This is a genomic window from Selenomonas sp. AE3005 (assembly GCF_000686945.1).
Classification (GTDB): domain Bacteria; phylum Bacillota; class Negativicutes; order Selenomonadales; family Selenomonadaceae; genus Selenomonas_A.
The window spans coordinates 1-21,736 of record NZ_JMME01000005.1; the positions used below are offsets into that span (position 1 = coordinate 1).

General features: G+C 47.8%; 22 protein-coding genes. 20 read left to right on the forward strand and 2 right to left on the reverse strand.

Features of this window, described 5'->3' with window-relative positions; genetic code table 11:
• The first annotated feature begins 184 nt into the window (after positions 1 to 184).
• Positions 185 to 2,155 (forward strand): methyl-accepting chemotaxis protein, encoded by a 1,971-nt coding sequence (locus DL94_RS0104180; protein WP_028129065.1) that lies wholly within the window; start codon positions 185 to 187, stop codon positions 2,153 to 2,155.
• Between the two features lie 69 nt (positions 2,156 to 2,224).
• Here DL94_RS0104180 and DL94_RS0104185 read toward each other — a convergent pair whose 3' ends face one another.
• Positions 2,225 to 3,289, reverse strand: a complete 1,065-nt coding sequence (locus DL94_RS0104185) for an HD-GYP domain-containing protein (RefSeq protein WP_028129066.1) — start codon at positions 3,287 to 3,289, stop codon at positions 2,225 to 2,227.
• Between the two features lie 184 nt (positions 3,290 to 3,473).
• On the opposite strand from DL94_RS0104185, the gene DL94_RS0104190 reads away from it, so the two are divergent.
• The gene (locus tag DL94_RS0104190; RefSeq protein WP_028129067.1) at positions 3,474 to 4,271 is read left to right on the forward strand and encodes an amino acid ABC transporter substrate-binding protein; all 798 of its coding nucleotides are present in this window, start codon (positions 3,474 to 3,476) and stop codon (positions 4,269 to 4,271) included.
• Between the two features lie 129 nt (positions 4,272 to 4,400).
• Here DL94_RS0104190 and DL94_RS0104195 read toward each other — a convergent pair whose 3' ends face one another.
• Positions 4,401 to 6,083: a DUF4127 family protein gene (locus DL94_RS0104195; RefSeq protein WP_028129068.1), complete on the reverse strand. Its 1,683-nt coding sequence runs from the start codon at positions 6,081 to 6,083 to the stop codon at positions 4,401 to 4,403.
• 136 nt (positions 6,084 to 6,219) lie between these two features.
• On the opposite strand from DL94_RS0104195, the gene rsmD reads away from it, so the two are divergent.
• The 18 genes from rsmD (at position 6,220) to DL94_RS15185 (ending at position 21,729) form a co-directional block, all read left to right on the forward strand.
• Positions 6,220 to 6,804 (forward strand): 16S rRNA (guanine(966)-N(2))-methyltransferase RsmD, encoded by a 585-nt coding sequence (gene rsmD / locus DL94_RS0104200; RefSeq protein WP_028129069.1) that lies wholly within the window; start codon positions 6,220 to 6,222, stop codon positions 6,802 to 6,804.
• Positions 6,801 to 7,286, forward strand: a complete 486-nt coding sequence (gene coaD / locus DL94_RS0104205; protein WP_028129070.1) for a pantetheine-phosphate adenylyltransferase — start codon at positions 6,801 to 6,803, stop codon at positions 7,284 to 7,286. The genes rsmD and coaD overlap by 4 nt, the downstream gene beginning before the upstream one ends.
• Positions 7,287 to 7,292: 6 nt before the next feature.
• The gene (locus DL94_RS0104210) at positions 7,293 to 7,853 is read left to right on the forward strand and encodes an ATP synthase subunit B family protein (RefSeq protein ID WP_028129071.1); all 561 of its coding nucleotides are present in this window, start codon (positions 7,293 to 7,295) and stop codon (positions 7,851 to 7,853) included.
• A 147-nt stretch (positions 7,854 to 8,000) separates the two neighbouring features.
• Positions 8,001 to 9,545 (forward strand): SLC13 family permease, encoded by a 1,545-nt coding sequence (locus DL94_RS0104215; protein ID WP_028129072.1) that lies wholly within the window; start codon positions 8,001 to 8,003, stop codon positions 9,543 to 9,545.
• A gap of 16 nt (positions 9,546 to 9,561) precedes the next feature.
• Complete coding sequence (locus tag DL94_RS0104220) at positions 9,562 to 10,899, forward strand: hypothetical protein (RefSeq protein WP_028129073.1); 1,338 nt, start codon at positions 9,562 to 9,564, stop codon at positions 10,897 to 10,899.
• 151 nt (positions 10,900 to 11,050) lie between these two features.
• On the forward strand, positions 11,051 to 11,809 hold the full coding sequence (gene larB / locus DL94_RS0104225) for a nickel pincer cofactor biosynthesis protein LarB (protein ID WP_028129074.1): 759 nt from the start codon (positions 11,051 to 11,053) through the stop codon (positions 11,807 to 11,809).
• 4 nt (positions 11,810 to 11,813) lie between these two features.
• Positions 11,814 to 13,019, forward strand: coding sequence for a nickel pincer cofactor biosynthesis protein LarC (larC, locus tag DL94_RS0104230; protein WP_028129075.1), 1,206 nt, complete (start codon positions 11,814 to 11,816; stop codon positions 13,017 to 13,019).
• Between the two features lie 73 nt (positions 13,020 to 13,092).
• Complete coding sequence (locus DL94_RS0104235; protein ID WP_028129076.1) at positions 13,093 to 13,554, forward strand: RpiB/LacA/LacB family sugar-phosphate isomerase; 462 nt, start codon at positions 13,093 to 13,095, stop codon at positions 13,552 to 13,554.
• A gap of 323 nt (positions 13,555 to 13,877) precedes the next feature.
• The gene (locus DL94_RS15180; RefSeq protein ID WP_051586303.1) at positions 13,878 to 14,360 is read left to right on the forward strand and encodes an HNH endonuclease; all 483 of its coding nucleotides are present in this window, start codon (positions 13,878 to 13,880) and stop codon (positions 14,358 to 14,360) included.
• Between the two features lie 121 nt (positions 14,361 to 14,481).
• On the forward strand, positions 14,482 to 14,985 hold the full coding sequence (locus tag DL94_RS14220) for an HNH endonuclease (protein WP_051586304.1): 504 nt from the start codon (positions 14,482 to 14,484) through the stop codon (positions 14,983 to 14,985).
• Between the two features lie 139 nt (positions 14,986 to 15,124).
• Complete coding sequence (locus tag DL94_RS0104250) at positions 15,125 to 15,817, forward strand: hypothetical protein (RefSeq protein WP_028129077.1); 693 nt, start codon at positions 15,125 to 15,127, stop codon at positions 15,815 to 15,817.
• Between the two features lie 761 nt (positions 15,818 to 16,578).
• Positions 16,579 to 18,312 (forward strand): hypothetical protein, encoded by a 1,734-nt coding sequence (locus DL94_RS0104255; protein ID WP_028129078.1) that lies wholly within the window; start codon positions 16,579 to 16,581, stop codon positions 18,310 to 18,312.
• A 16-nt stretch (positions 18,313 to 18,328) separates the two neighbouring features.
• Complete coding sequence (locus DL94_RS0104260; protein ID WP_028129079.1) at positions 18,329 to 18,613, forward strand: helix-turn-helix domain-containing protein; 285 nt, start codon at positions 18,329 to 18,331, stop codon at positions 18,611 to 18,613.
• 547 nt (positions 18,614 to 19,160) lie between these two features.
• Positions 19,161 to 19,493, forward strand: coding sequence for a sigma factor-like helix-turn-helix DNA-binding protein (locus tag DL94_RS0104270; protein ID WP_028129080.1), 333 nt, complete (start codon positions 19,161 to 19,163; stop codon positions 19,491 to 19,493).
• Entirely contained in the window at positions 19,480 to 19,710 is a 231-nt protein-coding gene (locus DL94_RS0104275) for a hypothetical protein (protein ID WP_028129081.1), read from the forward strand. Before DL94_RS0104270 ends, DL94_RS0104275 begins: the two co-directional genes overlap by 14 nt.
• A gap of 47 nt (positions 19,711 to 19,757) precedes the next feature.
• Positions 19,758 to 20,213 carry a hypothetical protein gene (locus DL94_RS0104280; RefSeq protein ID WP_156031672.1) on the forward strand — a complete coding sequence of 152 codons (456 nt, stop codon included), beginning with the start codon at positions 19,758 to 19,760 and terminating at the stop codon, positions 20,211 to 20,213.
• A gap of 3 nt (positions 20,214 to 20,216) precedes the next feature.
• Positions 20,217 to 20,456 carry a hypothetical protein gene (locus tag DL94_RS0104285; RefSeq protein ID WP_028129083.1) on the forward strand — a complete coding sequence of 80 codons (240 nt, stop codon included), beginning with the start codon at positions 20,217 to 20,219 and terminating at the stop codon, positions 20,454 to 20,456.
• On the forward strand, positions 20,449 to 21,729 hold the full coding sequence (locus DL94_RS15185) for a PBSX family phage terminase large subunit (RefSeq protein WP_051586305.1): 1,281 nt from the start codon (positions 20,449 to 20,451) through the stop codon (positions 21,727 to 21,729). The genes DL94_RS0104285 and DL94_RS15185 overlap by 8 nt, the downstream gene beginning before the upstream one ends.
• The last annotated feature ends 7 nt before the right edge of the window (positions 21,730 to 21,736 follow it).

Consider the following 21,736-nt stretch of genomic DNA (forward strand, 5'->3'; position numbering starts at 1 on the left):
TAAGCACTCATACGCCGAAAGTACTTGTCTGGAGACGGACTGGGAGGATAGGGCGTTGCCAGTTAAGCGAAAGCACCCTGTGGGGTGCTTTTTTCGTATATAAAAATATATGCAGGAATTTTCCTTTCTTAGTGGAATAACATAGGTAAACCGTGAATTTCATAAAAACAAGGAGGGATTTTATATGGGGTTAAAGCAAAAGTTTATGGCCCTGTCAGGATTGATGGGGTTGCTTTTGGCTGTTGTTTCTATTGTGGGCTACATGATGGCCAGCTCGGCATTGGAAGAGAGTGTGGACAGTGAGCTGCGAACGACAATTGCCAATGAGTCCAATAAACTTAATGGCTGGCTGCGTGAGAAAAAGGCGTTTGGCGTGGCTACCACTAACCACATGACCAGTTTAAATGGCAACATGGAGGTAATGCACACGCAGGAAACCTTGGGAACGACCATCTCGGATAAGGAAATATTAGAGATGACGGCTGGTACGGAGGACGGCTGGTTCTCAGGTTATTACTCCGGAGACAATACGGGCAAGAAGGACCCACGTCAGCGTCCCTGGTATAAAGAGGCTAAGGCCCACGATAAGACTTTGTTTACTGAGGCTTATATCGATGCCAATACCAATAAACTCGTTGTGTCTGTGGCGTCCCCTGTTAAAGCCAACGGGCAATTTATCGGTGCTACCTGTTTAGATATTGGCCTTGATGTGCTGACAGAACAGGCAAATGCCATGAAGTATCATGGTGTAGGTGCCGGTATCATCGCGGAGGCTAACGGCAATATTCTTGCGACTTCCGGTGCCGGCGAGCCCATGAAAAACTTTAAGGAAATTGACGGACTGGGCACTCATTTTGATGAAATGGCTAAAAAAGGTGAAGGTTATTTCCAGGTTACCATCGGTGGCGAGGACAAGGTTTTTGCCTATACCACAGTGCCGGAAACAGGCTGGATAATGGGTATATCGGCACCCAGCGACTTTGTGTTCGCACCGCTGAAGAAACTCAAAATAGTCTTTGGGGTGTTGACACTGGTTGGTCTGCTGTTGGCAAGCGTTATCTGTCTGACCTTTGCTAAGCGTATTACCACGCCGATTACCGGCCTTGAGGCACACGCATCGCAGATGGCAAATGGTAATTTGTCCATGGAAAATCTGCCAATTACTTCGAATGATGAAATCGGCTCACTGACTAATGCCTTTAATACCATGAGTGCCAACCTGCGGAAACTGATTTCCAAGATGGCAGCTACAAGTGAACAGGTGGCGGCCTCTTCGGAGGAGCTTACTGCCAATGCGCAGCAATCGGCTGAGGCCTCTGTACATGTGGCTGAAACAGTCGGTGAAGTGTCCATGAATATGGAAGATCAGCTGCAGAATATTGACAGTGCGAAATCTAATGTAGATACGGTTTACGAAGATGTGCATGCTATGGCCGAAAAGGCTCGTACGGTCACGGAAACCTCGGGACGCACAGCTGAGGCGGCACAAAAAGGTTCGGCTTTGATGGAGAATGCTGTAAAGTGCATGGGCAATATCGAAAAGAGTGTATTGGCATCAGCCGATGTTGTGCAAAAGCTCGGCGAAAACAGCAGTCAGATTGGGCAAATCGTCGAGGCAATTTCGTCCATTGCCGAGCAGACCAATTTGCTGTCCCTTAATGCGGCTATTGAGGCTGCCCGGGCAGGTGAGCATGGCCGTGGCTTTGCGGTTGTGGCCGAAGAAGTGCGTAAACTGGCGGCTGAGTCACAGGATTCTGCCGAGCAGATTAAGGCACGCATTTTGTCCATTCAGAATGATACCAATGAGGCTGTGCTGGCCATGCAGTCAGGTACTGACGAAGTGAAGAGCGGTACGGCGGCTATCCGTGAGGTGGGCGAACAGTTTGAGGGCATTCTGTCTATGGTTAATGATATCAAGGGACAGATGGATGAAATAAGCAATTCTGTTGAAGTGGTAACTGCTGGGGCCGGTAATATTGTTAAAGCGGTAGATTCTATAGATGGTATCAGCCGCAAGACATCGGAAAATACCCAGACCATTTCCGCAGCTACGGAACAGCAGTCGGCATCCAACGAGGAAATTGCCGCAGCGTCCCAGTCCTTGGCTAATATGGCATCTGACATGCAAGAGGCGATTGGACAATTTAAATTGTAAGTTGTAAGTACAGAAAATAATACCGCAGCTCCTATAGCAGGGAGCTGCGGTATTTTTGTATTTTGATTTTTATTTCGGATTGTATTCTGCTATCGTCAGTTCCGGATGTTCATTGAGATTGATGATTTCGTTGGACTCCAAGCTGACAATGGGATGTGCGGCAAAATCATTGGGATAAGCTGCGATAACGCCTTTTTCACCGTTGTTCAGAGTAATCCGGGAACCCAGGAAGGCGTCCTTGATATGAGTGAGTACGGGAACACAAACGGTAGGGTCAAGGGTTGCATACATATTTTCGGTAAGATAAGCAATTGCCGCGAAAGGTGTCTGTTTTACATAGCCCTGACGTTCGGTGGTGATATTGTCATAAATATCGGCAATCATGATGACGCGCGCATATTCATGAATATCTTCACCGCGGCTGCCAAAGGGGAAACCTGTGCCGTCCATGCGTTCATGGTGCTGCATAGCTGCCAGTTTTACGCCGTCTGATATGCCGTCAATACCGCTGAGGATATGCTGGCCGTCAACCGTATGTTTGATGTAGTTCTCGTAATCTTCGCCCTGCAGGGTGTTGATGTTTTTGTCCAACAAGCGCTGGGGGAATTTACATTTGCCAATATCATGGAAAAAACCTGCCATGATAATATCACGGGTTTTGGCCCGGGTAAAATGCATCCATTTGGCAATGACGCCGGCCAGAATAGAAACACGCAGTGAATGGTTGTAAATATCGCTGGCCTTGTGGTTAAGCTCGTAGAGATAATCGATGGCGCCACTGTTACGTGCCAGGGGTGCAATGGTGTCCTTGACGATAACCTGTGTTTCCGGCAGGGGAACTGTGCCTGATTTGCCGGCCTCCTCAAAAATACCCTTGGCCTCCTGCACAACGCTGTCATATTCTTTGACAAAGGCATTGCTGCGATTAAAAATGCTGGAGACGTTTTGATAGTTCTTGCTTAGTTCATATTCATCCTTGATGTAGACTACGGGTATATTTAAAAAGTTTAAACGGGTAATATGTGCTTTAGTTAAGAGCGTGTCTTCCGATAAAACCACTACCATCTCGGAATTGACGATGGTGCGGGCCAGAATCATGCCAGGTTTCAAATCTTCAATCGAAACAGCTCGCAAAGTAAACCCCCTCCTCACGTGGGATATGATGATATATGTAATACTTCTATTTTTATAGGAAAAAACCTCTATTTTTTATTTTTTTATTTTATCAGCAAGCCTTGACATGATTTACAGGTTTACAGTATAATTATCAATGTGTTAGTCCTTTAATGTGATAAAGTATAGAGGGGAGATAGATTATATGAAATGGCAGAAACTTTTAGCTCTGGGAATGGCAGCGGTTATGACTGCTGCTTTTGCAGCTGGTTGTGGCGCGGATAAACCCGCAGCACCGGACAAAGGAAAGAAAATTGTGGTAGGTCTCGATGATAATTTCCCACCCATGGGCTTTAAAAATGAAAGCAATGAGATTGTCGGTTTTGACATTGACCTGGCCAAAGAGGCCAGCAAGCGCCTGGGCCGGGAAGTGGAATTTAAGGCTATTGACTGGTCAAGTAAAGAGGCTGAACTCAAAAGCGGCCGCGTAGATATCCTTTGGAATGGTCTGGATATTACGGAAAAACGCAAGGAGAACATGCTCTTTTCAGAACCCTACATGGATAACCGTCAGATTATCTTTGTGAAGAAGGGGACGACTGATATTAAGGACGAACCGTCCATGGCCGGCAAGGTTATCGGTACGCAGAGTGCCAGCACCTCTGAGGAATATATAGATGGCAGTGCTTTCTTTAAGGAGAAGGTAAAAGAAGTCAAGAAGTATTCGGATTACGTTTCGGCCTTTATGGATTTGGAAAATGGCCGTATTGACGCCGTTGTCGGTGATGAAATTACCGGCCGCTACTACATGAGCAAACATCCGGAAAACTTGGAGGCTGTGGACGTGGCTATCGGTGAGGTCAGCACGTTTGGCATTGGTTTTGCCAAAGACAACAAACAGCTCCGCGACGAAGTACAGAAGGTTCTCGATGAGATGAAGGCTGATGGCACGATGGCCAAGATTTCCGAAAAGTGGTTTGGCAAGGATATCATAAAAAAATAAACATCAGCTTACCTTTTAAAGTAAATGCGAGGCACGGTATAACCTGTTCTTTCACTTAGACGCTGCGCGTCAAACGTTACAGAACAGGTCATACCGTGCCTTTGTTATTGGTGAAATATTTGTTTGGTGTCATGGTACGGTGGTGGTCAGGTAAGGGGTACTTTCCAAATAGATTTCAAAAGTACGGGGCCAGGGATAACTAAGCTCGGCCTTGAGGTCGTAAAGGGTAAGGGTGAATTGACCGGCAGGAGAGGAAAATACAGCAGGCGTTCTTATGGCCGGAGCGTATTTGTAAGCGGCTAAGTGTTTTTGCATGCTGGTTTGCAGCATGTTGTTGGCCCAGCGCCAGTTGTGTTCCAAATCGAGGTCGGCGGTGTTATGATAGCCGGCTTTTTGCAGGCTGTGGTTTACCATATCAATATCGGCTTTGAGGTAAAAATAGTCCTCGAGCATACGGTTGTGGAGAAATTTTATATTGGCCTGGGTGGCGGCAGCGGCAGCGTCGACGGTGGCGGTCTGTCTGATAGCTGCGCAGTAAAGACTGGCAGACGCGGCCGCAGTACCGATGGAATTGCTGGCCGTATTCCAGCCGGCATAGGCGGTCAGTGCATTTAAAGGTATGTCACTTTCAAGCAACAGGGGCAAAATGGTTTCCTGTGCGGTGAAATGTTTGCTTAAATCTACGAGGGCAAGCTGCCGGTGGGCTTGTAGCTGGGCGCTGATATACTGGCAGGCCTGACTGCGGTCGCTGACGGTATCCTGCTCGTAATCGTTGGCCGACAGGTAGAGGATAAAGTCGGCCGTGTCCGGGGCAGCAACAGGCTGGCCGCCGATGAGCTGAATTTTTTCGCGGGCGGTGTCTGCCATACTGATAGCCATGTAGGGCATGATTTTTTCCGGTGTCCGGGGATGATTGTAAGCTGTGTAAATGCGCGGCTGCCAGCCGGCAAGATTGTTGGTGTAGGCTGCCAGCATGGTCAGGGCGATTTCATCGGCACCGTGGGTAAGGCAGACTTTGTCCGGGGAAATGTTTTTGTCGGCGAGCAGCTGACGGATTTTTTCTTTTTCAATGTTAGGAATGCTGTATGGTTCGCCGTCGTCCTGCCCCAGCACCAGACGGGAGAGCACGCCTTCCTGTACGAGGGCAATAAGTTTTTGATTGAGAGCTGTATTTTCCGCGAAGTGGGCTAAGTATTTTTGCAGGCTGGCAGCCGGGATAGCGGACTGCAGCCGGGCAAGCTCCGTTTCGTCAACGGACAGGCCCATGGCCTGGCGTCCTTTGAGCCGGGAATAGGCCAGTAAATCCTTGCGTTCCTGATAGCCGTCAATGGTATCCTGCGGCGTTTGCCGGGGAAGAATGCTGAAGGCCAGTAAAGGGATATCAGGATATTTTTGATGAAGTTCGCGCAGGTAGTTTATGAGTGCCTGCTGTTTATCTTCAGGTGCCTCCTGTTCACGGGCTGCCAGCAGACCGCCGTAGAGGAGCTGGTCAATGGAAATTATGGCGGCCTGATTGGCAGCAAGATTTTCTCTTAGCCAACTGCGCATGCCGGTTGTATCGCCGGGGGCAGAATAATAATCCTGCAGTTCGGTGGGCGGCGTCTGCACTTTGATACCGGCGATAGCTGCGGCATCAATGACGAATTGCCGGCAGGGCGGGCGGCCGTCCAAGGGAATCAGCAGGATGTTCTTTTCATATTGAACTGCAGGGACAGATTTTTCTGCCACGGGGGCAGACTTTAGGGAAAAATGCCATAGTGCTGTCAGGCTTATAAGGCTGACAAGCAGGCACAAAGGGAGATATTTTTTCACAATGTCCTCCTGGGCGTGTGTACGTAGTCAATGCTTAAATTATACTCCTTATAGGGCGTTAAAGAAAATATAATAGTTCACTATTTGTGAAAAATATGGTAAAATAAAGGCGTTTAGTGTGTTGGGAGTGAATTTGATGCGCGTAATTACCGGTTCGGCGCGAGGAGCACGACTAAAGACGCCTAAAGGGGCAGCGGTTACGCGGCCTACGGCGGACAGAGTCAAAGAGTCGTTGTTTAACATTCTGGGCTCCATGGTGCAGGGACGTAAAGTGTTGGATATTTTTGCCGGCACGGGCAATTTAGGCATTGAAGCGCTTTCACGAGGGGCTGAGTCGGCCGTCTTTGTGGATAAAGCGACGGAAAAGCTGATTCGTGAAAACCTGACCATTACACATCTTAGTGATAAGGCCATGGTACGGAGCGGCGATGTATTTACCGAAATGACACGCTTAGCGCAGGGCCAGGCAGATTTTAGTTTGATTTTTTGTGACCCACCTTATCATAAGGGCTTGTGGGAACAGGCCTTGCAGCAGATTGACCAGTCTCAGGGACTGATGGCGGAAAATGGTATTTTGGTCATTGAACATGGCGCCGATGAGGGAGAATTCCCTGCCTTAGGGCGTTTGGTTCAGGTCATGAACCGCCGTTATGGACATACCACCCAACTGAGTTTTTTCCAATGGAAGTCCTATGTGGAGTCAGAGGAGGAAGAACCATGAAACGGGCAGTGTGTTCCGGCAGTTTTGACCCGGTGACGCTGGGGCATATGGATATCTTTGAGCGTGGCAGCCGCATGTTTGACGAATTGCTGGTGTGCGTGTTCCGCAATGAGGGGAAACAGGGATTTTTCCCTGTGGAAAAACGCGTGGCGCTCTTAACGCAGGCTACAGCTCATTTACCCAATGTCCGGGTGATGTCCTTTGCCGGTTTGATTACTGATTTTATGCAGCAGCAGCAGGCCAGTATCATCTTACGGGGCATTCGTTCGGTAAAGGACCTGGAGTATGAAGAAAATGAGGCCTATATGATAAGGCATTTATGCCCGGAAATTGATACCGTGTTTTTGCTGACGCGGCCGGATTATTCTTATGTTAGTTCTTCGGGCGTACGGGAAGTTTTCCATTTTGGCGGCAGTGTACATGGTTTGGTGCCAGCCTGTGTGGAACAGGCGATGATAGAAATGAAAGAAGAAAGGAAGTAGCAGGTTATGTCAGTACGCGAAACTTTGGATAGAATCGAAAATATGGTTGTGGGGGCGTCCAGACTCCCTTTTACAGAGAAAACTCTTATCAATGATAATGAACTCGTTCATTACGTAGAAGAGCTGCGCAATGATTTACCGAAGGAACTCAGCCGTGCCGATGAAATCATGCGCGACCATGATAAGATTATTCAGGAGGCTGAGGCCGCTGCTGAGGATATCCGCAATCGGGCCAAGGCTTATGCTGAAAGCATTGTCGACGAGAGCGAAATCGTCAAGCAGGCCAAGGAAAAGGCTAAGGCCATTGTACAGCAGGCGCAGGACCAGGAACGGGAAATCATGGAGCGTACGCAGGCTAATGCTACCCAGCTCCAGAGCAATGCTGATGCCTATGCCAATCAGGTGTTTGACCAGCTCATTGGCCATGTAAACGGCACTTTTCAGGGTGTGCGTCAGGCCGAGGCCGGTCTGCAGCAGGCATTGACTGTACTGCAGCAGGCCAAAGAGCAGATGAACCGGCAGAGCCATCAGCAGGAGACTAATTTCATTCAGGCTGCTGAAGAATAAACAATATGTAAGTGAAGGCTATTCCATCTAATGGTTATTTAGATGGGATAGCTTTTTATTTTGCAGGAATTTTATCGGGCAAAGCGAATATGACCCATTAGATGGACTATATTGATATGAAATGTATGGAGTAAAGGAGGTTTTACAGTGGACAAACGACAAACAGAAGCAGATGCCGTGAAAGCGGCAGAAGAAGCTTTTGACCGAAAGCGGCGGACTATCGGTTTGTTTGGTGCGCCCATACTGGCGCTGCTGGTATTTCTGACACCGATTGCCGGGCTGACAGTTGCGGCTCATAAGCTGTTGGCAATTATGGTGCTGGTAGCTCTGTGGTGGATTACAGAGCCAGTGCCAATTCCCGTGACTTCACTTATCGGGCCGACGCTGGCGGTTATCACCGGCGTGGTGCCGGTGGGGACAGCTTTTGCGGCTTTTGCCAATTCCATGATTTTCCTGTTCATGGGCGGCTTTATTCTGGCCAAGGCTATGATGACGCACGGTCTGGATAAGCGGTTCGCTTACTGGCTCTTATCGCGGGAGTGGGTTGGTTCCAATCCTAAGCGGATTTTCCTGGCCGTAGGCCTGGCAGCGGCCCTGTGTTCCGGCTGGGTAAGCAATACTGCCACAGCAGCTATGATGTTCCCCATCTGTCTGGGGCTTTTAACTTCCATTAAAGAAATGTTTGCGGCCAATGGCCGGGAAATTCACCTGCACGAGTATAAATATGCGACCGGACTTATGCTGATGACAGCTTATTCCTGCTCCATTGGTGGTGTACTCACGCCGATTGGCACGCCGCCGAACCTCATTATGCTGGGCTTTTTGGATACCATGTGTGATATTCATGTATCCTTCTTCCAGTGGATGACCTGGGGCCTTATCGCGATGGTAGTATATTTTGTTATCGCTTATGTTGTGTTGTCGCATATGTTCCCGGCGGATGTGGACCGCATTGAGGGCGCAGATGTATTCATCAAAACCAAGCGCGATGAGCTGGGCGGCTGGACGCGGGCTCAGAAAAACACACTTTTGGCCTTTATTGTAGCTGTTACCCTGTGGGTGCTGCCGGGCTTTTTGTCCATTGCTCTCGGGAGCACGGACCCCACGCTCAAAATGTATAACCGTTTGTTCCCGGAGGCTATTGCGGCTATGGCTGGTGCTTTGCTCTTGTTCCTGCTGCCGGTTAATTTCAAGGAACGTCAGTTTACCCTGAAATGGTCAGAGGCCATGCAGGGCATTGAATGGGGAACCCTGATTCTTTTTGGCGGCGGTCTGGCTATGGGCGGTATGATGTATAAGACGGGGCTTTCCCAGTGGGTGGGCGACCTCATCGTCAGCTCCATGGGCGGTGCACCGTCGGAGGTGGCAATGGTGGCTATTTTCTCCGTTATGGCATTGCTGCTTTCGGAACTTACAAGCCATACGGCGGCTACCAATATGATTGGGCCATTGGCCATTACGGCGGCAATTTCAGCCGGTATCAGTCCTGTGCCGGTATCTGTGGGTATTGCACTTTCGGCCTCTTTGGGCTTTATGCTGCCGGTATCGACGCCGCCTAATGCCATTGTCTATGCCTCGGGCTATATCCCCATCACGAAGATGATTAAGACGGGCGTGTATATAGACTTTATCGGCATTGCCTGTGTGACGATTCCCCTGGCGATTTATTTCGTCAACTGGATTGTGGGATAGTGAGGAGGAATAGTAAATGCAAAATCAAACCCTTACAGAAAGTCTGGCGTCTTTTGACCCGGAGATATATGGGCTCCTGCAGGATGAGATACAAAAGCAGCGTTTTACCTTATCCCTTCTTCCCACGTCTAATGCCGTATCACCCTTTAGCGCCTATTTAAAGGGGAGTATTTTGGGAAATGGCCATCTGGACCATCATGGCGTGTACAGCCATTTGAAATTGGAGGAAATCGCGGTTAAAAGGGCGGAAAAACTCTTTGGGGCTCAGCATGCCATTGTACGTGTTGCTGACATAACGGCGGCGTCCCGCGTGGTATTCCATGCCTTGCTGGAAAATGGTGATACAGTGCTGTCCTTTAATCGCCGCAAGTCTGAGCATTGCAGCGGTGAGCGTATGCAGTTTGACTTTATTTCCTTTAGTATTGAGCCGGATACGGAACAGGTGGATTTAGACCGGGTGGAGAAACTGGCCCAGGCCAGAAAGCCAAGGCTTATCATTTTTTCACCGGTAAACTATCCCCGTAATCTGGATTATGGGCGGCTGAAAGAAATTGCCATTGCGGCAGGGGCTTATCTGTGGGTGGATATCGGCCAGAATGCCGGAGCGGTAGCCGCAGGCTGCGCGCCGTCACCGGTGCCCTTTGCTGATGTGGTGACCTTCCCCACAGGTGATTCCCTGCACGGGCCGCAAGGTGCGGTAATCCTGACTACGGCGAAACTGGCGGCACAAATGGACCAGACCGTATTGGATACGGGGCACTCCATGGTGAAGAAAAACGTCCTGGCGGCGCTGGCTACTACCTTTTTAGAGGCGGGCAGTGAGGCGTTTAAGGCGTACTGTGAGCAGGTGCTGAAAAACACCAAAGCGTTGGAAAAAGGACTGCACGATGCCGGGGTTAAGACCTTATGCGGGGCTACAGAAAACCATCTGGTGCTGCCGGTACTGCCAGCCGAGGCTGCTCCGGGAGAAATGGTCAGCAAATTGCGTGAGGCCGGTTTTATGGTCAAATGTGACCAAATGCTGACAACCGATGAAGTCAAGACTTTCCCCGTTTTGCGTCTGTCGGCTCTTGACCCCACTACCCGGGCGCTGAAAGAAACTTCTATGCAAGCCATTGGGCGGCTAATTGGTGAGTTTATCCTGTCCGGCGGTGGCGAGGCGGCACAGCGCAAGGCCAAGACGCAGCTGCGGGCCATACTTATAAATAAACCTTTGTTCTCAGATGAGTGGCTGCCGCAGAATATCAATCTCACACCGGGATACGGGCAAAAAGACCTCAATATCGCCAGAGAGGTCGAGGCCGAAAAGAAAGAGGCACAGATGGAACGCATGTGGAGTTTCTGGGATAACTGATATTGACGGATTTAAGGAAATCATCTTGGGAAATGAAGATGATTTCCTTTTTTATGGCAAGGATTATCAGACAGCAATCGCGAATAATTTATTGACTTGGAGTCTACTCCTGCCTTTATAATTGTAGTAGCAAAAGAAATGAGGTGGCAGTGTGAAGGAAGAAGATATAGTAAAATTGTTGCAAGCATACAAAGCAGGCACGCTGTCTGAGGCAGAGGCCGTACGCAGCATTGCCGAAGTCCCCTTTGAAGAAATGAAGTTTGCGGAAATTGACCATCACCGCGAACTGCGGCAGGGCATGCCGGAAGTTATATATGCCGCTGGCAAGACGCCGGCGCAGGTGAGGGATATTTTCTATTCACTTTATACGCATAGTAAGGGCAATCTGCTGGCTACCAGAGCCCGGCAGGAGCATTACGACAAGGTGCTGGAAAAGGTGCCGGAGGCGCAATTTGATGAAACCGCCCGGCTGATTTATTTGGACAGGGATAAGAGCCTGGAACGCGACTCAGAGCATGAAATTTTGATTCTTACGGCCGGGACAAGTGATGTGCCTGTGGCGGAGGAGGCAAGGCTGACGGCGTATCTGTTTGGCAACAAAGTCAGGACCTGTTATGATTGTGGCGTGGCAGGCATACACCGGTTGTTTGCGCATTTGCCGGAGATAAAGCAGGCCAATGTGATTATCGTCATTGCAGGCATGGAGGGCGCCCTGGCCAGTGTGGTGGGCGGCCTTACGGATAAACCAGTCATTGCGGTGCCCACCAGTGTGGGTTATGGTGCGTCTTTTCAGGGAGTGGCGGCGCTGCTGTCCATGCTGAACAGCTGTGCTATGGGCGTGTCGGTCGTAAATATAGATAATGGCTTTGGCGCTGGCGCTCTGGCCAGTAAGATAAATAAACTGAGGTGACATTATGCGGGCACTATATTTGGATTGTTTTGCCGGTATCAGCGGCAATATGTTTTTGGGCGCATTGCTGCAAGCCGGCGTGCCAGAGGCTTATCTGCAAAAGGAATTACAAAAACTGCCTATGGCTGATGAATTCAAGCTGCAGGTAAAGGAAAAGGCCAGCAAGGGGATTCACGCCCTGTATGTGGAGGTCGAAGAGACGGCTGCGGCAGGCCATCATCACCACCATAACCGGCATCATGAACATCGCAGTATGCAGGATATCCGGCAGATACTGGAAAAATCTTCTTTGAGCATGGCGGTCAAACAGCAGGCGCAGGCGATTTTTAGCGAAATTGCCAAGGCGGAAGGCAAGGTGCATGGCAAGCCGGCGGAAGAAGTTTGTTTTCACGAAGTGGGAGCAGTGGACTCCATCGTTGATGTAGTCGGCGCGGCCATTTGCCTGGATTATCTGGAAGTGGAGCGTATATTTGTGTCACGCCTGCGCGTGGGCGGCGGTTTTGTAAATTGTGCCCACGGTCTGCTGCCGGTGCCGGCGCCGGCCGTGGCGGAACTGTTACTGGGATGGCAGACAGAACGAGGGCCGGAGGAAAAGGAACTGGTAACGCCTACAGGGGCCGGTATTGTCCGTGCGCTGGGCACTTATAGTGAAAGCCTGCCCAAGGGCTTTGTCACGGAATGTATCGGTTATGGGGCAGGCAGTCATGAACTGTCAATTCCCAATGTGCTGCGTGTATATCTGGGGGAATACAACGGGGCGGTCGAGAGCCGCCTGTCAATTATAGAGGCCAATATTGACGATATGAATCCGCAGATTTACGGTTATCTTTACGAAAAATTGCTGGACGCAGGGGCTTTGGACGTGTGGACAACGCCGATTTTTATGAAGAAGAACCGGCCGGCCCAGCAACTGTCTGTACTGGTGGATGAGGTGCAGAAAAATGCGTGCATAGCGATTATCTTTGCCGAAACTACAAGTATCGGCCTGCGTATTATGCCCGTGGGGCAGCGCTTGGAAGCCTCGCGCCATATGGCTAAGGTGGAAACAAAGTACGGCGTAGTAAACTGCAAAGTCAGCGCCTGGGAAGGTAAGCTGTGCAGTGTATCGCCAGAGTATGAGGACTGCAAGAAATTGGCGGCAGAGCAAAATGTACCGCTAAAGGTCATTCAGCAGGAGGCCCTCAGAGTATTGAACGAAAGACTAGGGTAATAGGTTGACAAATAAAACACCTCTCGTTACAATCTATGTATTATTGTATGGATTGTGACGGGAGGTTTTTCTTATGAAAATTGCAATGGCCAATGACCATGCTGGTACGCAGCTGAAAAACGAAATAAAGAAGTATTTGGAAAGCGAAGGCCATGAGGTCAAGGATTTTGGCACTTATGATGATGAGTCCTGTGATTTGTCGGATTTCGTATATCCAGCGGCCAAGGCTGTAGCTATGGGGGAATGTGACCGCGGTATTTTTGTCGACGGTGTTGGTTATGGCAGTGCCATGATTGCCAATAAACTGCGCGGCATCTTTGCTGTTGTCTGCCAGGACCCGTTCTGTGCAGCGCTGGCCCGTCAGCACAATGATTCCAATGTCCTCTGCCTGGGCGGCAAGATTATTGGCGGTGCGATAGCTATGGAAACAGTGAAAACCTGGATGCATACTGACCCCTTGACAGCCGAAAAATATGTGCGCCGCGTGGAAAAAGTGAAAAAAATTGATGCTGAACATACGGTAGCAGTAAAATAATATATGGTGGCGGAAAATAACGCGCTTGCAAAACCTGAACAATGGTGTTAAAATATTGCGAGGTTGATGCTGAAATGATGAACATAAAGTGTTCTTACAAAAAGTATCAACTCTCGGAACCCTTGCCACACAAGGGACGACGCCACTTCGGGAAACTGGCAAAAGCGTAAAAAGTTGGCCCCATTGGCCCCAAAAGCCACAAATATACAACATTTTGAGAAGAGTTCTCTTTACGAGGGCTCTTCTTTTTTTGTGTAGAAAAAAAATTTTTTTGAGTAATAAAGCTAACGTAGAAACTTTTTTACGAGGAGTTGTTACTCAAGATGATTGAATTTGACATAACTGGCGGCAGTGTGATGATTGATGATGAATTTGACTGGCTGATGGATTTCAGCTGGCACATCAACAAACAGGGGTACGCAGTCCACTTTGTGAATAAAAAAGATGCTGACTTCTGGGGCTTACCGGCACGAAAAGCTGTGTACATGCATAGGGTCGTTGCAGCACTTACTGAAGGCGACAGTGAGGTGGTAGACCACATTAACCATATAAAGACGGACAACCGGCGCGACAATTTAAGAATTTGCTCACAGGCTGAGAACCTGCGTAATCAGGAGTCACGACGCCGATTTAAAGGCGTCTTCTATCTGAAGAACCGAAAGAAGTGCTGGCAGTCTGCTATCGTGGTTGATGGCAAGAAACAGTTCTTGGGCAACTTCTACAGCCAGGAAGAGGCCGCGAAAGCATATAATGAGGCAGCTATTGAATACTTCGGTGAATTCGCCTGCCTGAATGAAGTGGCCTAAAAAAAGAAAAAATATTCATAAGATACTGAATAAAGAATTCCTCCGACGGTAATGATGTTTATGTAGACGCTTTTGAAGCGCTGCGTAAAAAACAAACAAAACAACTGGAGGAATTTAATTTATGAAACATGTAGAAATCCACAACCGGAAACATGAAATCGTTGGCTACGCAAAGGTGAGTGACATTGATTACGAGGCAGTTAATCAGTACAACTGGACAAAACACAATAAAGGTTATGTCTGCGCGAAAATCAACGGGGTCAACGTTCTCCTGCATAGATTTATCATGGAGCTTAAACACGGCCATGCGAATTTCGCGATGGTAGACCACATTAACCACCGTAAAACGGACAACAGACGCGAGAACCTGCGATTAGTCGATGCTGCGGCCAACGCACGCAATAGAATGAAATCACAAGGTAAGGCAAGTAAGTACAAAGGTGTAACACGCAAACGGTTAAAAAACGGCGAATATCGTTACATTGCCAGAATTTTTACGACCGGCCACGAACTGCATTATCTGGGCAGCTATGTGACAGAAGAAGCAGCAGCAATGGCCTACAATAAAGCAGCTATCGAATACTTTGGCGATTATGCCTGCATCAATGACGAGATTATTGCTTAATCAAATAGAAAGATAGGAAGGGGCCGCCAAGGGCCTCTTTTTTGTGTAAACATTGGAATTTGGCAGGAAAACATAAAATGAAGGGAGAAATAGTAAGCGAGACTTAATGGGATTTATTTGAATTTGGAGGGGAATTAAAATGAATACGTTTTTTGCTCTGTTGACATTGCTGTCGTTGATAGCCGGCGGATATTACTTGATAAGGCTGATAATCTGCTTTTCCAAGGGGAGCGATAAGGCATTCTACGGCAAACGATTCGCTATTGCATTCGTTGTATTCCTAGCCAGTGGTATTGGATTCAACGCTACGGAAACACCTGAACAAAAAGCCGAATATGAGGCCCATCGTCAGGCTCAAGAACAAGAAAAGCAGCAGAAAGTAGCCGAAAAAGGGGCAAAAGAGGAAGCTGACAAGAAAGCTCTTGAGGAACAAAAAGCTGCTGACGAAAAAGCAAAAGCCGAGGCCCAGAAAAATACCCCAGAATACAGGGTTAAAGAGAAGGTCAAAGAGTACGTCAATGGCTATGCTGAAACGACCATCAACAGCGTAACGCTGAATCCCGACATGGGGACGGAGAAGGACGGCGATTACGTTGCCCTTGTACGCCTCACCTGGAACCGAAAGAACAGCGGTAAGACGTCCAAAGAGATGTTGGAGATGTACAGTTCCGACATGGCAGCCAGGATATATAACGACCTGCCTGAAGTGCAGGAACTTGCCGTGTTCTGGACAGTTCCTTACTTAAATGGCTCTGCTAAGGTTTCGTTTGAACGCAGCAACGGCGGGATGGCATTCACAGATAAGGTGTTTGACAAAAACTTCAATAAATAAAGATAACCCCGACTCTTTGTGGATTGTGGAGAGTCGGGGCTTACTTATTAGTCGATTATTTTTGATATAGGACTGTTAATACGGACTACCAGTCATTTAAAGTGGTTAGAACTTTAGCTTCTAAAGACACGTAGAGCGTCTTCTTCAGTCAGATTGAAGAAAGTACTGGATTTGACTTCATTGCGCTGTATGATAGCATAAAACGGCAATAGAAACGAAAGCCGCGTTTACGACCAAAAACTGCTGTTGATAGCTAAGGTCGCAAATGCGACCAAAAAGGCCCCAAAAAGGTCGCAAATGCGACCCCCACTTTTCCAGTATTTATGCGGGCTCACGACCATTTTTTGGGGTAACTGCTTATATATAGGTATATTTAAGCAGTTCTGACTGAAACGGTGCGAAATGAAAAAACAGAGGAGCAGAAGAGAAGAAGAACCGAGGGGAGAGAGCAGCAGTCGGATTCACGACCACATCTCTCTCCTCCTCCTCCCCCGGTCTATTTGAATAAATGGCACCCCGCGCCCTCCATGAGTTATAAAATGGCTGACACATCACAGAAGGGCGTTTCCTTTGCGCTGGAGAGCCAAGAATGTGTTGCTGCGACAAAAGACCCATCATTATAAAAGAAGCCGCAGAGAAGAAGAATTTAAAATAGATTCGTTGGTCACCGCAGTTTTGAAAACTTTTTTCTGTTAGAGTGTTGACAAAACACTCACATGGGTGTAATATAGTTACTGTAAGACTTGAAAGAAGGTTCAGATATGGAAAAACAGTATTCAGTTACGATGGTCGCAAATGCGACTCACACGGCCGAGTTTACGACCAAAAGCACGACAGACAATTTCAGACCTGACAAGTTCGGCGGCGAAGGCGGTTGCCGAATCATGGCGAATTACGACCGTTTACTGATGACTACATCTTCCGGTATTCCTGACCTCGAAGAAATCGCTGGCAAAATAACCCATATCGGTTATCTGTATCGTCTCTTTAAGTCCATCGATGTCCGCAACTGTGTAATGATTGAAGATAAGAAGTTTGGCAGAAGAGCAGCTACCTCTGAAGAAGAACTCATGGATGTTGTTGGCTGCAAGCTTACGACGTGGAAAGTACTGAAACGCCAGTTAAAGAAGTATCATGTGCTGGTTAAACAGGAAAATGGTGAAATCGTTGATGGCGGCGAGCGTCCTGTTCGTTACTTCGTCAATCCATTATACACCATGAGACGCTATAACTGGATTCCGCTCTCATTATATGAATTGTATCACCGTGATTTAGACCCGTTCTTACCGCAGCAGGTGGTCGACGCCTTCCACATCGAGCTCATCAAAGCCGGTAGAGCGCGCATCCCTGAAAGAAAGCCGATTAAGGTCAATATCGTGCCCGAGCGTATTATCCCAGAAAAGACTGAAGAAGAGCATTTTGAATGCTTTTACCGCACCGTGTTGCGTGATAACGCACAACTGTTCGTTGCTCCTTACTTCAATAAGATGTATGACATTGAGTCCCTGCCAGTGAATGATGATGATGCCGAAGATAAAAGCTGGGAAAACATCTTTTATCTGTGTCAGACCTCTGGCAGTAGCAACAGCCGCAAGAAGGATGACATCGTATCTTACAAGAATGTCTGCGTCGATATCGACCTGGGCAAGAAAGAGGACAAAAGCTACTATAGCGTCGAAGAAGTAGAAGAGCGCAAGCAAGACATCTTTAATCGCATCCGTCCGTTTATCCCTACGCCCTCCTGCGTAACCTGGACGCGCAATGGCTTTCATCTCATCTGGTCCATAGAAGAATCCAATGACATTGACGGCTGGTTCTACATTGCCAACCAAGCAAATAAAATCTTTGCGGGTCTTAATGACCCCAGCGTAACCTGTGACAGCGCCCGTGTCCTGCGTATGCCATATTCCGTCCATCATAAAGAGGGCACCGACCCATATTATGTAACAATCCATGAGTCCAATGATATCGTTTACGACATTGCTGAACTCATCAATCAGTTTGAGAACCTGCAACCCATTCTCGTAGCACAGAAAGATGAAATTCTTGAAAAGTACCCCGAGATTAAGCAGCAGCAGAGCGCAAAATCCTGCACTGCCAACGCAAAATCCTGCACCATGAATGCCGCCGAGTTAAATGAATATCACCGGGCCCTTGCGAACCTTGACCTTAGCGTGTTTGAAGTCCCGGAAACCACCCAAAAGATGACTAAAGCCGAAGCCAAAGAATTCATGAAGAAAGAACTCAATCTTGCAGAGTTACTTGACCTGCCTGACAACCGTTCCTTTGACTGTATCTTCCACATCACCGAGGGTGGGGACGGCAATAGTGCCAATGTGTACGCGCCGAATGAAAAGTATCCCTACTGGCGTTATGTCTGCCATTGCCTTGGCAGCGCCGATATCTTTGACTGCATGTATCGCCTGTCCGGCCGCACCTTCGATGATATCCTAAACTTCCTCTGTACTATCTGTGGCATTGAATTGATTGATTAAAGGAGACTTTTATAATATGGCTACCAACAATATCCCAGCTGACCTTGAAGACAACTTTTTTACCCGTACCCGTGTAGACGCAGATAAGAGCCTGATGCGCAGGCTTGATGCAGTCTGTGACGCTGAACAGCCGTTAAAAGCATTGAAGAAAGAGTTCAACATCTCTATGCGTGATATCTGCGCCATAACTGGCGGCTCATATTCAACGATTCAGAACTGGAATCTCAACGAGCGCCGGCCATCCAAGTGGATTCTTCGCTGTGTTATCGAATGTGCTGTAATGAATAACCGCCATGAATAAGACTGTCCTGCTTGCTCACAACACCATCAGCAAAGCAGTAGTCATCAAAGAGCCTGACCGTACCCGCGTGTATAAATACGCTGAAACTCCTGCAGATATCCTTAACTATGCACTACCTCCTGAAACCCAAGAAATCATTCGTTCCCTGTGTTCCTAAATAAATAAGACCACGACAGCCTCGTTTAAAGCGCGGGCTGTCTTTTTATATGTCTTTATTTGATTAAGTCAACGAAGTGTTCAATCATTGAACAAAAAATGAAGATTTTTAAGATTATGAAGAGTGTGTAAAAGAATCGACAGCGCGTAATATAGTTAATGAGTGACGCAAACGGGTATAATGCCAGCCCTTGTCACTCTCCTCCTTTTTGTTTTTGATGAAGAATTGAAGGCGGGCCTCCTTGCCGCCTTTTCCTTCATCTTTTTCTTTATTTTATCGAAAGAAGTTGATTTACCATTTCAAATAAAATCCGTAACCGCTTGATATTCCGCCTTCGTGCGAGAATTCAGCGACTCTATTTGTATTTTTTTTAAAACGGAGGTGTACCTTATGATTGCTGAATCAGCCTTTGGGCCGCCAAACGATTTCGCGTTACATCGTGCCAATAACACGCCAGAAGATGTCCTGTATAACATCAATCACTTTATGGAGCTCTATGACAGTGACGATATCGAAGACCATAACACTGCAGCTGACATTGAACGTTTGATGGATAAAGTCCTTACCAAACGCCAGAACAAAGCTGTAACCTGTTACTGCTGTTGCGCCATGACACTTGCCGAGACTGCCGAAGTGATGAACTGCAGCCCTCAAAACGTGAGCCAGATAGTACGTGCTGCGCTCAATGCCATCAAGAAAGCCGTTAGCGATGATAAAACGTAAGCGTCTTGAAAAAGTCACAGAATATAAGGAAGAATACATGCAGTTGGCGGCGCCCGGTACTCCTGAATATGATTATTTGATTGATAAGATGTTTTTCTACTCTAAGAACGACAAAAGGCCCTGGAAGAACAGGTTAGAATACTCCATCGTGCCTGCCCGCCGATGGGACAAAGAACACCACAGCAGAGACATCGTTCTGACAGACAAGTTTGAGTGATGTTGAAAAACCGCGCCCTTACCTAGTCTTTATTTGAATAGAGAGGAGTGATTCAAATAAGTACAAAAATACCATGGTTGGAAATAGAAAATGCGTACATTCGTGGCTACACCGACGAAACTGGTGCACACAAGTACCCGACTGTACGCGAACTTGCAGAACAGTATAAAGTCAACGCCAGCAGCGTACAGCGCCATAGCAAGCAAGAACAGTGGCTCCTAAAGCGCGAGCAATTTGCGCACAGAGTTCGCGAAAAAGCCACACAGAAGATGATTGAGGAAGTCAGCGACGAATCCTGTGACCTGAACCTTAAGCTCTTCAATATCGCGTCCCGTATAGCTGACGAAATTCAGGATAAGCTGGACGAGGATATTTCGCCCAAAGACTTATCAGTGCTTAGCGCTGCCTTAAAGAACTGCCAGTCCGTGTCCGCCAGCACCCTGGGCGATGACAAAGCCAGTGACGAATTAACCATCAATGTATCGTTAGAGACGGAGGAATAATTTATGTTTGATTCTACAGATTATCATAATATACGGTGTACGATTGAAGATGCGTTAAGTAATGCCGACCTTAAAGTTCAATGTTTTTTCCCAGAGCAACACGCCGAGCCAGCCGACAAAGTGGGGCAGACAGTAGCCTCGCTTATAAAAAGCGGCGCATCCACTGAAACATTGTGCAGTTATATCCAAGACGCCGTAAAACAGTTGCCTGCATCTCAGGCCAATGGAACTCATAATGCCTAAGATTAACGTAAAAGTCGATATCAACATAATCGCGCCCGTTTATCGCCCTTATTTGGAAGATGACACTTTTGTTCAGATATATTTTGGCGGCAGTTCGTCCGGTAAGTCCTATTTTCTTGCCCAGCGCTGTGTCATGGACATCTTAAAAGGCGGCCGTAACTACCTTATCGTTCGTAAAGCCCAGACAGCAGTTAAGAAGTCAGTTTTTAACGAAATCACCAAAGCCATCAATACATTTAAGGTGGGTAAGCTCTTCGATATCAACAAAAGCGACATGACGATAACCTGTCACAACGGCTACCAGATTATATTTTCAGGCTTAGATGACGTTGAGAAAATCAAAGGTGTTACGCCCCAGAAGGGTATCATAACCGACATTTGGGTAGAAGAAGCCACCGATTGCGACTATGAGGACATTAAGCAGTTAAAGAAACGATTGCGCGGCCGTTCCAAGGCCACCAAGCGCTTAACGATGTCATTTAACCCGATTTTCCAACAACATTGGATATTCCTTGAGTATTTCGCGCCAATCGGTTGGACTGAAGCGGATACCGAATATCATGATGAGCACTTATCCATATTAAAAACAACATACAAGGATAACCCTTATCTGACCCCAGAGACCATTTACGACCTGGAGCATGAAAGCGACCCCTATTGGTACAACGTTTACAGCTTGGGCAACTTCGGCGTGCTCGGCCATGTCATTTACAATAACTGGTCGAAAGCTGACCTCTCTGACCGTAGTTTTGAGTCTTATTCAAACGGCTTGGACTTTGGGTTTGGTGTAAACAAGGAGCATCCGGCGGCCCTCGTACAGTGCCATTATGAGCCTGCAGAGAATACCATTTATGTGACTAAAGCAGAGTACCGATTCAATATGACGAATGACCTCTTAGCCGTAGAATGTGAAAATTTCTTCGGTGGCGGCATTATCATCGCGGACTGCGCCAGACCAGATAACATAGCGGATTTGAGGCGTCGCGGCTTGAATATCATTCCATGCAAGAAAGGGCCTGATTCAGTGCTTAACGGTATTCAATGGATTCAGAAGTGCCGCCTTGTAGTCGATGAACGCTGTACAGACCTAATCGCGGAGCTCTCAACCTATCACTGGAAAGAGGACAAGAATGGCGTATCCCTGCCTGAACCAGTGAAGCGTCAGGATGACTTACTGGATGCCCTGCGCTACGCATTAATGTATGAAATGTTTAAACCAGAGCCAATCGCGCCCGTACGTCACGTACAATGGCCAACCTATGGCGGCCTATAACCATATA

What these genes read in the sequence shown, in the direction of transcription:
- DL94_RS0104180 (WP_028129065.1), top strand. Translation starts at nt 185, where the DNA reads ATGGGGTTAAAGCAAAAGTTTATGGCCCTGTCAGGATTGATGGGGTTG.
- DL94_RS0104190 (WP_028129067.1), top strand. Translation starts at nt 3,474, where the DNA reads ATGAAATGGCAGAAACTTTTAGCTCTGGGAATGGCAGCGGTTATGACT.
- rsmD (WP_028129069.1), top strand. Translation starts at nt 6,220, where the DNA reads ATGCGCGTAATTACCGGTTCGGCGCGAGGAGCACGACTAAAGACGCCT.
- coaD (WP_028129070.1), top strand. Translation starts at nt 6,801, where the DNA reads ATGAAACGGGCAGTGTGTTCCGGCAGTTTTGACCCGGTGACGCTGGGG.
- DL94_RS0104210 (WP_028129071.1), top strand. Translation starts at nt 7,293, where the DNA reads ATGTCAGTACGCGAAACTTTGGATAGAATCGAAAATATGGTTGTGGGG.
- DL94_RS0104220 (WP_028129073.1), top strand. Translation starts at nt 9,562, where the DNA reads ATGCAAAATCAAACCCTTACAGAAAGTCTGGCGTCTTTTGACCCGGAG.
- larC (WP_028129075.1), top strand. Translation starts at nt 11,814, where the DNA reads ATGCGGGCACTATATTTGGATTGTTTTGCCGGTATCAGCGGCAATATG.
- DL94_RS0104235 (WP_028129076.1), top strand. Translation starts at nt 13,093, where the DNA reads ATGAAAATTGCAATGGCCAATGACCATGCTGGTACGCAGCTGAAAAAC.
- DL94_RS15180 (WP_051586303.1), top strand. Translation starts at nt 13,878, where the DNA reads ATGATTGAATTTGACATAACTGGCGGCAGTGTGATGATTGATGATGAA.
- DL94_RS14220 (WP_051586304.1), top strand. Translation starts at nt 14,482, where the DNA reads ATGAAACATGTAGAAATCCACAACCGGAAACATGAAATCGTTGGCTAC.
- DL94_RS0104250 (WP_028129077.1), top strand. Translation starts at nt 15,125, where the DNA reads ATGAATACGTTTTTTGCTCTGTTGACATTGCTGTCGTTGATAGCCGGC.
- DL94_RS0104255 (WP_028129078.1), top strand. Translation starts at nt 16,579, where the DNA reads ATGGAAAAACAGTATTCAGTTACGATGGTCGCAAATGCGACTCACACG.
- DL94_RS0104260 (WP_028129079.1), top strand. Translation starts at nt 18,329, where the DNA reads ATGGCTACCAACAATATCCCAGCTGACCTTGAAGACAACTTTTTTACC.
- DL94_RS0104270 (WP_028129080.1), top strand. Translation starts at nt 19,161, where the DNA reads ATGATTGCTGAATCAGCCTTTGGGCCGCCAAACGATTTCGCGTTACAT.
- DL94_RS0104275 (WP_028129081.1), top strand. Translation starts at nt 19,480, where the DNA reads ATGATAAAACGTAAGCGTCTTGAAAAAGTCACAGAATATAAGGAAGAA.
- DL94_RS0104285 (WP_028129083.1), top strand. Translation starts at nt 20,217, where the DNA reads ATGTTTGATTCTACAGATTATCATAATATACGGTGTACGATTGAAGAT.
- DL94_RS15185 (WP_051586305.1), top strand. Translation starts at nt 20,449, where the DNA reads ATGCCTAAGATTAACGTAAAAGTCGATATCAACATAATCGCGCCCGTT.